At 71.4% G+C, this 8,547-nt stretch carries 5 protein-coding genes, 1 rRNA gene and 1 pseudogene; 3 read left to right on the top strand and 4 right to left on the bottom strand.

Annotation, left to right across the window (positions count from 1 at the left end; translation table 11 throughout):
• Positions 1 to 84, bottom strand: a 16S ribosomal RNA gene (locus ACZ45E_RS11270); the annotation flags it as partial.
• Positions 85 to 771: 687 nt separating this feature from the next.
• Positions 772 to 1,326, bottom strand: a complete 555-nt coding sequence (locus tag ACZ45E_RS11265; protein ID WP_468219178.1) for a MarR family winged helix-turn-helix transcriptional regulator — start codon at positions 1,324 to 1,326, stop codon at positions 772 to 774.
• A 118-nt stretch (positions 1,327 to 1,444) separates the two neighbouring features.
• On the opposite strand from ACZ45E_RS11265, the gene ACZ45E_RS11260 reads away from it, so the two are divergent.
• Positions 1,445 to 2,716: an MFS transporter gene (locus ACZ45E_RS11260; protein WP_468219248.1), complete on the top strand. Its 1,272-nt coding sequence runs from the start codon at positions 1,445 to 1,447 to the stop codon at positions 2,714 to 2,716.
• 36 nt (positions 2,717 to 2,752) lie between these two features.
• Here ACZ45E_RS11260 and ACZ45E_RS11255 read toward each other — a convergent pair whose 3' ends face one another.
• Positions 2,753 to 4,399 carry an ATP-binding SpoIIE family protein phosphatase gene (locus tag ACZ45E_RS11255; protein ID WP_468219176.1) on the bottom strand — a complete coding sequence of 549 codons (1,647 nt, stop codon included), beginning with the start codon at positions 4,397 to 4,399 and terminating at the stop codon, positions 2,753 to 2,755.
• Between the two features lie 239 nt (positions 4,400 to 4,638).
• Complete coding sequence (locus ACZ45E_RS11250) at positions 4,639 to 6,042, bottom strand: NAD(P)/FAD-dependent oxidoreductase (protein ID WP_468219173.1); 1,404 nt, start codon at positions 6,040 to 6,042, stop codon at positions 4,639 to 4,641.
• A 362-nt stretch (positions 6,043 to 6,404) separates the two neighbouring features.
• On the opposite strand from ACZ45E_RS11250, the gene ACZ45E_RS11245 reads away from it, so the two are divergent.
• Together ACZ45E_RS11245 and ACZ45E_RS11240 are read left to right on the top strand one after the other, a co-directional pair.
• Complete coding sequence (locus ACZ45E_RS11245) at positions 6,405 to 7,166, top strand: TetR/AcrR family transcriptional regulator (protein ID WP_468219171.1); 762 nt, start codon at positions 6,405 to 6,407, stop codon at positions 7,164 to 7,166.
• Positions 7,167 to 7,416: 250 nt separating this feature from the next.
• A pseudogene (locus tag ACZ45E_RS11240) lies at positions 7,417 to 8,547 on the top strand (sigma-70 family RNA polymerase sigma factor); the annotation flags it as partial.

The raw sequence follows: 8,547 nt of genomic DNA, 5'->3' as shown, positions 1-8,547 counted from the left end.
CACCGAAGTGGTTCATCGTTCGACTTGCATGTGTTAAGCACGCCGCCAGCGTTCGTCCTGAGCCAGGATCAAACTCTCCGTGAATGTTTCCCCGTAATCGGGGTGACACCACGAGAGCGGAACGGACAGGAGGAATAATCCCGTCCGTTCACAGCGTCCTCGCTGTGCGCCTTCCGAAGAAGGACTTTTTCAAAGGAACCTCGTCCCGACCTAAAGGCCGGAGACAGGGTTGTCAATCTGGCGTTGACTTTTGGCACGCTGTTGAGTTCTCAAGGAACGGACGCTTCCTTTGTACTCACCCTCTCGGGCTTTCCTCCGGGCGCTTCCCTTCGGTCCTGCTGTGTTTCTGTCTTGCGTTTCCGACTCTATCAGATCTTTCCGATCCGATTTCCTCGGGGTCTTTCTGGTCCTGCTCCGCTTTCCGGCCTTTCGGCTTTCCTGCGGTGTCGACTCTATCAGATCCCTTCGGGCCTGATTCCCTGTCAACCGGGTTTGTCTTCCGGCTGTTGGGCCGTTCCGACGTCCCAAACATTAGCGGATCTTCGCGGCAGTTCCTAATCGGAGCGATCAGGTCGTTCGCAACCCAATAACGAAAATGAATTCGGGCACGCCGAAATCAATCCCGGTGGGAGATCGTGCTGGTGTTGGGGTGCCGCTTCAGCGGCGGGAGGTGTTGTCGCAGAACCGTTACGGCTCGGTGGCAACCCGAAGAACCTTACGGACTGGCCGGGGCGGTGTCAAGCCCGGCCCGCGATGGCTTCGGTCGCGACTTCAGTCGAGATCGGTGAGGCGGCCGCCGGCGTCCGGCTGGGCGTCCTCGACGCGGCGCAGCAGGCGGATCAGGACCTCGCCCAGGACGCCCCGCTCCACCGAGGTGAGGTCCTGGAGCAGGTCCTCCTCGAAGACGGAGGCGAGACGCATGGCCTCCAGCCACTTCTCGCGGCCCTGCGTGGTCAGCTCCACGATCACGCGGACGCGGTTGTTCTCGTCGCGGTCACGGGTGACCAGGCCCTCCTGGACCATGCGGTCGATGCGGTGCGTCATCGCGGCGGGGGTGAGACCGAGCCGCTTGGCGAGCTCGCCGGGGCCCATCCGGTAGGGCGCGCCGGAAAGGACGAGGGCCTTGAGGACCTCCCACTCGGCGTTGCTGATGCCGATCTCCGCCGTCTGGCGTCCGTACGCCACGTTCATCCGGCGGTTGAGTCTGCCGAGCGCCGAGACGATCTCCTCGACCTGCGGGTCGAGGTCCTGGAACTCGCGCTGGTACGCGGCGATCTGCTCGTCGAGGGTCGGCTCGGCTGGCGGCCCGCCTGTGGTGTCGGCCATGCCGCGCAGTATGGCACGGGAGTGGTTGGCGTTGAAGTCCTTCTCTGTGTATTGTTTAGGCTCTAACTTTAGCTTCGAAGTCTTCAGTTCGAAAGGTCGGGTGAAAGTGGTCAGGGCGATGGGCGGCGCGATGCGCCGGGTTCAGGTGGGCAGCGCGTTGAGCGCGTTCGGCGTGGGCTTCACGGTTCCGTTCCTCTACGTGTATGTGGCGGAGGTCCGTGATCTGGGTGCCGGCGCGGCCGGCATCGTGCTGGCCGCGTTCGCCATGGCCGCCCTGGTCGTCCTGCCGTTCACCGGCCGCGCCATCGACCGGCGGGGCCCGCTCCCCGTCCTCCTGGTGGCGTCGGTCGTGGCGGCCGTGGGTGCGGTCGGTCTCGGCCTCGCGAGCGGTGAGGCCGCCGCCATCGGCGCCGCCGCCGTGCTGGGCGCCGGGACCGCGGTGTTGCAGCCCGCCCTCGCGACGATGATCGTCTGGTGCTCGACGCCCGAGACCCGGACGCGCTCCTTCGCCATGCAGTTCTTCCTGCAGAACCTGGGGCTCGGTATCGGCGGCCTCATCGGCGGTCAGATCGTCGACGAGAGCCGGCCGGACAGCTTCCTGCTGCTCTTCGGCATCGAGGCCGTGATGTTCCTGGTGCTCGCCGCGGTCGTGCTGAGCGTGCGCATGCCGCACGTGCCGACGTTCGGCGACGCGATACCGAAGGACGGCTCGGGCGGTGGCCTGCGGGCGCTGCTCGGGAACCGGGCGATGGTGCAGCTGTGCGGGCTCGGGTTCGTGCTGTTCTTCGCCTGCTACGGGCAGTTCGAGTCGGGGCTGAGCGCCTACGGCGTCGAGGCCGCGGGCATCTCGCCGTCGACGCTCGGGATCGCGCTGGCCGCCAACACCGCGATGATCGTGGTCGCGCAGTTCGCCGTGCTGAAGTTCGTCGAGCGGCGCAAGCGGTCCCGGGTCATCGCCGCCGTGGGGCTCATCTGGGCCGTCGCCTGGATCGCCGCCGGGTACGCGGGCCTCGGGCACGGCAGCCAGGCCATGGCCACCGCCGCGTTCATCTCCACGTACGCGCTGTTCGGGCTCGGTGAGGCGATGCTGTCACCGACCTTGGCGCCCCTGGTCGCCGATCTCGCGCCCGCCGGGATGGTCGGCTCGTACAACTCGGCGTTCGCGCTGGTGAAGCAGCTCGCGCTGGCGGTCGGTCCGGCCGTCGGCGGGCCGATGGGGGCCGCGCTGCACGGGCCGTACATCGTGACGTTCCTGCTGTTCTCGCTGGGCATCACGTTCCTGGCGCTGCGGCTCGGCAAGCGGCTCACCCCCGTGCAGAACCAGCCGTCGCTGGCCGCGAGCCGGGTCGTCATGCAGAGCGCGCCGGCTCACGCCCCCGCGGAGGCGTGAGCCCGGGCACGCGTGCGTGAGCGGGGCGACCCCCGCTCACCCGGTCCCGGTAGGCAGTACGAACTCGCACCAGACCGCCTTGCCGCCGCCCGGAGTACGCCGCGAGCCCCAGTTCGAGGCGATGGCGGCGACGATGGCGATGCCCCGGCCCGTCTCGTCGCCCGGTTCCGCGCGGCGGCGGCGCGGGAGGTGGTCGTCGCCGTCGGTCACCTCGATGATCAGGCGGCGGTCCGTGCGGCGCAGGCGCAGGCGCATGGGCGGGGAGCCGTGCTGGAGGGAGTTGGCGACGAGCTCACTCGCCGCCAGGACCCCGAGGTCGTGCAGGTCGGGGGTGAAACGCCAGCTCGTCAGGACGCCCGAGGCGAAGGCGCGGGCGCGGGGCGCCGCCTCGACGCCGCCGAGCAGCTCCAGGGCCGCGTTGCGGAAACGCTCGCCGTCGGCGCCCTTGCGCGCCGGATGCTGGAGGACGAGCACCGCCACGTCGTCGTCGTGGTCGGCGGTGACTCCGGCGGCCCGGATCAGGCGGTCGCAGATCACCTGGGGGGTGCCGGTGGCGCCGGACAGGGCGCGTTCGAGCGCGGCCACGCCCTCGTCGATGTCCTCGTCCCTGCGCTCCACCAGCCCGTCGGTGTACAGGACAGCCGTCGAACCGGGGCCGAGCGGTACGGAACCCGACGTGTGCAGCCAGCCGCCCGTGCCGAGCGGCGGGCCCGTGGGCTCCTCGGCGCGGTGGATCGTGCCGTTCTCGTCGCGCACCAGGATCGGGAGGTGCCCGGCGGACGCGTAGAGGAGGCGGCCCTCGTTGGGGTCGTGGACGGCGTAGACGCAGGTGGCGATCTGCTGCGGGTCGATCTCGATGGCGAGCCCGTCGAGCAGTTGCAGTACTTCGTGCGGAGGCAGGTCCAGGCGGGCGTAGGCGCGTACGGCCGTGCGGAGCTGGCCCATCACGGCGGCGGCGCGCACGCCCCGGCCCATCACGTCGCCGATGACCAGGGCCGTGCGGCCGCCGCCGAGGGTGATGACGTCGTACCAGTCGCCGCCGACCGCGGTTTCGGTGCCGCCGGGCTGGTACGTGGCCGCGATGCGCAGGTCATCGGGCTCCTCCAACTCCTGCGGCAGCAGCGATCTTTGCAGCGTGACCGCTGTCTCGCGCTGCTCGCGCTCGCTCGTGCGCAGCCGCTCCGCCGCCTCCGCGTGGTCCGTGACGTCGGCCGCGAAGACCAGCACACCGGGGCCCTCGGCCGTCTCCAGCGGGGTGCAGGTCACCGTGTACGAGCGGCCGCCCGCGGCCTTGCGGGACTTGACCGTACGGGGCTTCGCGCTGCGCAGCACCTGGTCGAGGAGGGGGAGCAGGCTCAGCTCGTCGAGCTCGGGCAGGGCGTGGCGGGCGGGCTCGCCGACGGGCCGGTCGCCGAAGGCCGCGGCGTACGCGTCGTTGACGTACGCGACACGATGCTCGGGCCCGTGCACCAGGGCGACCAGGGCGGGGATGCGGTCGAGGACGTCGCGCAGGGGCAGCTCGTCCACGCCGCCGCCCGGGCCGGCCGGCTCCGGTTCGGGCAGGTGCTCGGCGCGGGCCGCGGGCACGGCGCTCTCGCCTCGCGGGGACGGGCCGTGATCGGCTCGCGCTGCGGCGCGGCGCTGCGTTCCGGGGAGCCGGGCGCTCCAGCGCGTGAAGTTCACTGTGGGACAAGCCTCGTGGGGTCGAGGGCGGGCGAGGGGGCCCGCCCGGTGTCGTGGACCAGTCTGGCCGACCGTACTGACAAACGTCAGACGCCGGTCCGGGGGCGGGAGTTCCGCGCTCCGGTCGGGTCGGACGGCGGTCGTGACGGCGGTGAGGACAGCGGCCGGGACGTCGGGCGTCGGTCGTCAGGTCGTCCGTGCGCCACCGGGGTGCCGACAGGGCGGTGTCGGCGAGGTGGTCAGGGCGACCCCTTCGGGTGGCCGGACGGCGGTGCGGAAGGGTCCTCAGGAGGGACGGTCCCGGCCGCCAGTTCGAACTCGGCCCGCGGTCGTTCCAGCGAGCCCAGGGAGACGATCTCCCGTTTGAACAGGCCGGAGAGGGTCCATTCGGTCAGGACGCGGGCCTTCCGGTTGACGGTGGGCACCCTGCTGAGGTGGTAGACGCGGTGCATGAACCAGGCAGGGTAGCCCTTCAGCTTGCGTCCGTAGACGTGCGCGACACCTTTGTGCAGCCCCAGAGAGGCCACGGAGCCCACGTACGCGTGCTCGTAGTCGGTGAGGTCCTGGCCGCGCAGGGACGCCGCGATGTTGTCGGCGAGGGTCCTGGCCTGGCGCACCGCGTGCTGGGCGTTCGGGGCGCACGTCGCGTCGGGCGCGTCGGCCGTGACATCGGGGACGGCGGCCGCGTCGCCCGCGCCCCACGCGTGTGGGGCGCCGTCCACGGCGAGGGCGGCGGTGCACTTGAGGCGGCCGCGGTCGGTCAGCGGCAGGTCGGTGGCGGCGAGCAGCGGACTCGGTTTGACGCCGGCCGTCCACACGACCGTACGGGTGGGGAAGCGGGAGCCGTCGCTGAGCACAGCGGTGCGGTTCTCGCAGGATTCGAGGCGTGTCCCCAGGCGTACGTCGATGTTGCGGCCGCGCAGTTCACGGATCGTGTACTGGCCCATCTCCGGGCCGACTTCCGGCAGAATCCGGTCGGCTGCCTCCACGAGGATCCACTTCAGGTCCTCGGGCTTGATGTTGTGGTAGTACTTCGCCGCGTACCGGGCCATGTCCTCCAGCTCGCCGAGCGCCTCGACGCCGGCGTAGCCACCCCCCACGAAGACGAAGGTGAGCGCCGCGTCGCGGATCGCCATGTCGCGCGTGGACGAGGCGATGTCCAGCTGCTCGATGACGTGGTTGCGCAGGCCCACGGCCTCCTCGACCGTCTTGAACCCGATGCCGAACTCGGCGAGGCCGGGGACCGGGAGCGTACGGGAGACGGATCCTGGCGCCAGGACCAGTTCGTCGTAGGTGAGCGAGGCGGCGCCCGCGCCCTCGTCCTTGCTGGCGAGCGTGGTGTACGAGGCCGTGCGCGCGGCGTGGTCGACGGAGACGACCTCGCCGACGATCACGTGGCAGTGCTCCAGGACGCTGCGCAGCGATACGACGACATGGCGCGGGGAGATGGAACCCGCGGCGGCCTCGGGCAGGAACGGCTGGTACGTCATGTACGGGTCGGGGGTGACGACGACGATCTCCACGGCGCCGCTTCTGAGCTCCGGTCCGAGCTTCTTCTGGAGGCGCAGGGCGGTGTACATCCCGACGTAGCCGCCGCCGACAACGAGAATGCGCGCAGGTTCCCTCACCCTCCCATGACGCATCGGCCCCACGCGTTTGTCCACAGTCCCGGCAATTTGTGTGACGTAGCGGAGGCACGCGTACCGGTCGGCCGTGTCACCGGGGCGCGGGGCAGGTGTGCAGGTCAGCGCGGGGGGCGGGGTGAGGGGGCAGGGGGGCAATCGGGGTGGAATCGCCGCGTACTCCGTTCGGGGGGCGCTCCGTGCGGAACCTGCCCCTTCTGAATTGACCCCCGCTCAACTATGTTCGTGAACTGTCGGGGTGTCGGGGGGATGCGCTGTCGGGTCGCAGGACGGCCCGGAAATCGCTGTCTGTTCCTCACGCTCCGGCTGACAATGACGGGGAGTGTCTCCGGGGGGGAGACGTCATTACCGGGGGAACACATATGCACATTCAGGAAAGTCATTGGACCTCAGCGTCTGCCGTCGCGCCCACGGGTGTCTCGGCCGGGGCCAACGGGCGTGGCCTGGGCGACAGTTCACGCTCCACGCCGCTGCGGGTGGACGCCCAGCGCAATCTGGAGCACGTGCTGCGCGCGGCCCGGGAGGTCTTCGGCGAGCTGGGGTACGGGGCGCCCATGGAGGACGTGGCGCGCCGCGCCCGTGTCGGTGTGGGCACGGTGTACCGGCGCTTCCCCAGCAAGGACGTACTGGTGCGACGGATAGCCGAGGAGGAAACGTCCCGGCTGACCGATCAGGCGCGCACGGCGCTCGGTCAGGAGGACGAACCGTGGTCGGCGCTCTCGCGCTTCCTGCGGACCTCGGTCGCCTCGGGCGCGGGCCGGCTGCTTCCGCCGCAGGTACTGCGGGTGGGCGTCGCCGACGAGCGCTCCGACTTCCGGGACGAGACGCGCGTACCGGAACAGCGCAGCGGGGCGCCCGAGCTGCGGCTCGTGGAGCAGCGGACCGCCGCGCCCGACGGCGGCGTGACGGCGGACGACGCGGGGGCGGCGACGCTGCTCGAGGTCGTGGGCCGGCTCGTCGACCGGGCGCGCGAGGCCGGTGAGCTGCGCACCGATGTGACCGTGTCGGACGTGCTGCTGGTCATCGCGACGGCGGCGCCCTCGCTGCCCGACGCGGCGCAGCAGGCGGCAGCGTCGGCCCGGCTGCTCGACATCCTTCTGGAGGGGCTGCGCTCGCGGGCCTGAGCCCTGGCGAGCGGTCGATCAGCGCGTAGCGAGCGGTACCGGGGCCGCGGGCGGCCGGAGCGGCTGTCCGCGGCCAACCGCTTTCCGGCGTGCGGTCGTTGAGATTCCCCGTATGAGTGAACGGTAGTCCTCAGGTGCGGGCGATCTCCACGGATGAGTGGTTGCTGTGCACGGACCGGTTCCGTGGGACCCCTGTGTGACACGCTTCGGCGGTGGTCGGGTCAGAGTGTGCGGTCGGGGGCTTTCCGCGATGAGCGTTGACGGGCGGGGCGAGCAGCGGCCCGACGGTGGGGGGACGGGCGCCGAGCGCCCCTCTTCCCAGCCGCCGCAGGTGCCGAGCCAGGGCGGGCCGGGCAGAAAGCCCGACGAGTCCCGGGGCGCGGCGCCGGACACCGACGCGGCTGTCCCCGCCCAGCGCGAGGGCGGCCCGGCGCCGTCCGACGCCGGCCTCATCGAGCGGATGCGGGCGGGCGACGACAGCGCGTACGAGGAGCTGTACCGGCGGCACGCCGGGGCCGTCCGGCGCTACGCCCGCACCTGCTGCCGCGACGCGCACACCGCGGACGACCTGACCGCCGAGGTCTTCGCCCGCATGCTGGGCGCCGTCCGCGGCGGCAAGGGGCCCGAGCACGCGGTGCGCGCCTACCTCCTGACCACGGTGCGCCGCGTCGCCGCGAACTGGACACAGACGGCCAAGCGGGAACACCTGGTCGATGACTTCGCCGTCTTCGCCGTGCAGGCCGCCCGTGCGAACGAGGTCTCCGACGACGACACGCTCGAACTCGGCGCCGACGTCCGCGCCATGCACGAGGCCGAGCAGTCCATGGCCATGCGGGCCTTCCGCTCGCTGCCCGAGCGTTGGCAGGCCGTGCTCTGGCACACCGAGGTCGAGGACGAGTCGCCCAGCGACGTCGCCATGCTCTTCGGCCTCGACGCCAACGGCACGCGCGTGCTCGCCAAGCGGGCGCGCGAGGGCTTGAAGGAGGCCTACCTCCAGGCGCACGTCTCCACGGCGCTCACCGAGTCCGAGGAGTGCTCCCGCTACGCGGACCGGCTCGGCGCCTACGCGCGCGGCAGCCTGCGGACGCGTGCCGAGCGCGGCCTGCGCAAGCACATGGAGGAGTGCTCCAGGTGCCGGCTGGCCGCGGGCCAGATCAAGGAAGTCGCCGGCGGTATCCCGGCCGTCGTGCCGATCGCCGTCATCGGTTGGTTCGGCGCCGCCGGATACGCGAAGGCGATCGCCCTCATCGGCGGCGGCACCGCGAGCGCGGCGAGCGCCGGAGCCGGTGCCGCCGCGGCGACGGGTGGCGGGGGGGGGGGGGGGGGGGGGGGGGGGGGGGGAAGGGGGGGGAGGGGGTGGGGGGTCTCCAAAGTCTGGAGC

The sequence above is a fragment of the Streptomyces sp. NPDC030991 genome, from assembly GCF_055571235.1.
This window is presented reverse-complemented; position numbering and strand designations above follow the sequence as displayed.

Excerpts from the sequence above, each read along its gene's own strand:
- ACZ45E_RS11265 (WP_468219178.1), bottom strand. The coding sequence starts at position 1,326 with ATGGCCGACACCACAGGCGGGCCGCCAGCCGAGCCGACCCTCGACGAG.
- ACZ45E_RS11260 (WP_468219248.1), top strand. The coding sequence starts at position 1,445 with ATGGGCGGCGCGATGCGCCGGGTTCAGGTGGGCAGCGCGTTGAGCGCG.
- ACZ45E_RS11250 (WP_468219173.1), bottom strand. The coding sequence starts at position 6,042 with ATGCGTCATGGGAGGGTGAGGGAACCTGCGCGCATTCTCGTTGTCGGC.
- ACZ45E_RS11245 (WP_468219171.1), top strand. The coding sequence starts at position 6,405 with ATGCACATTCAGGAAAGTCATTGGACCTCAGCGTCTGCCGTCGCGCCC.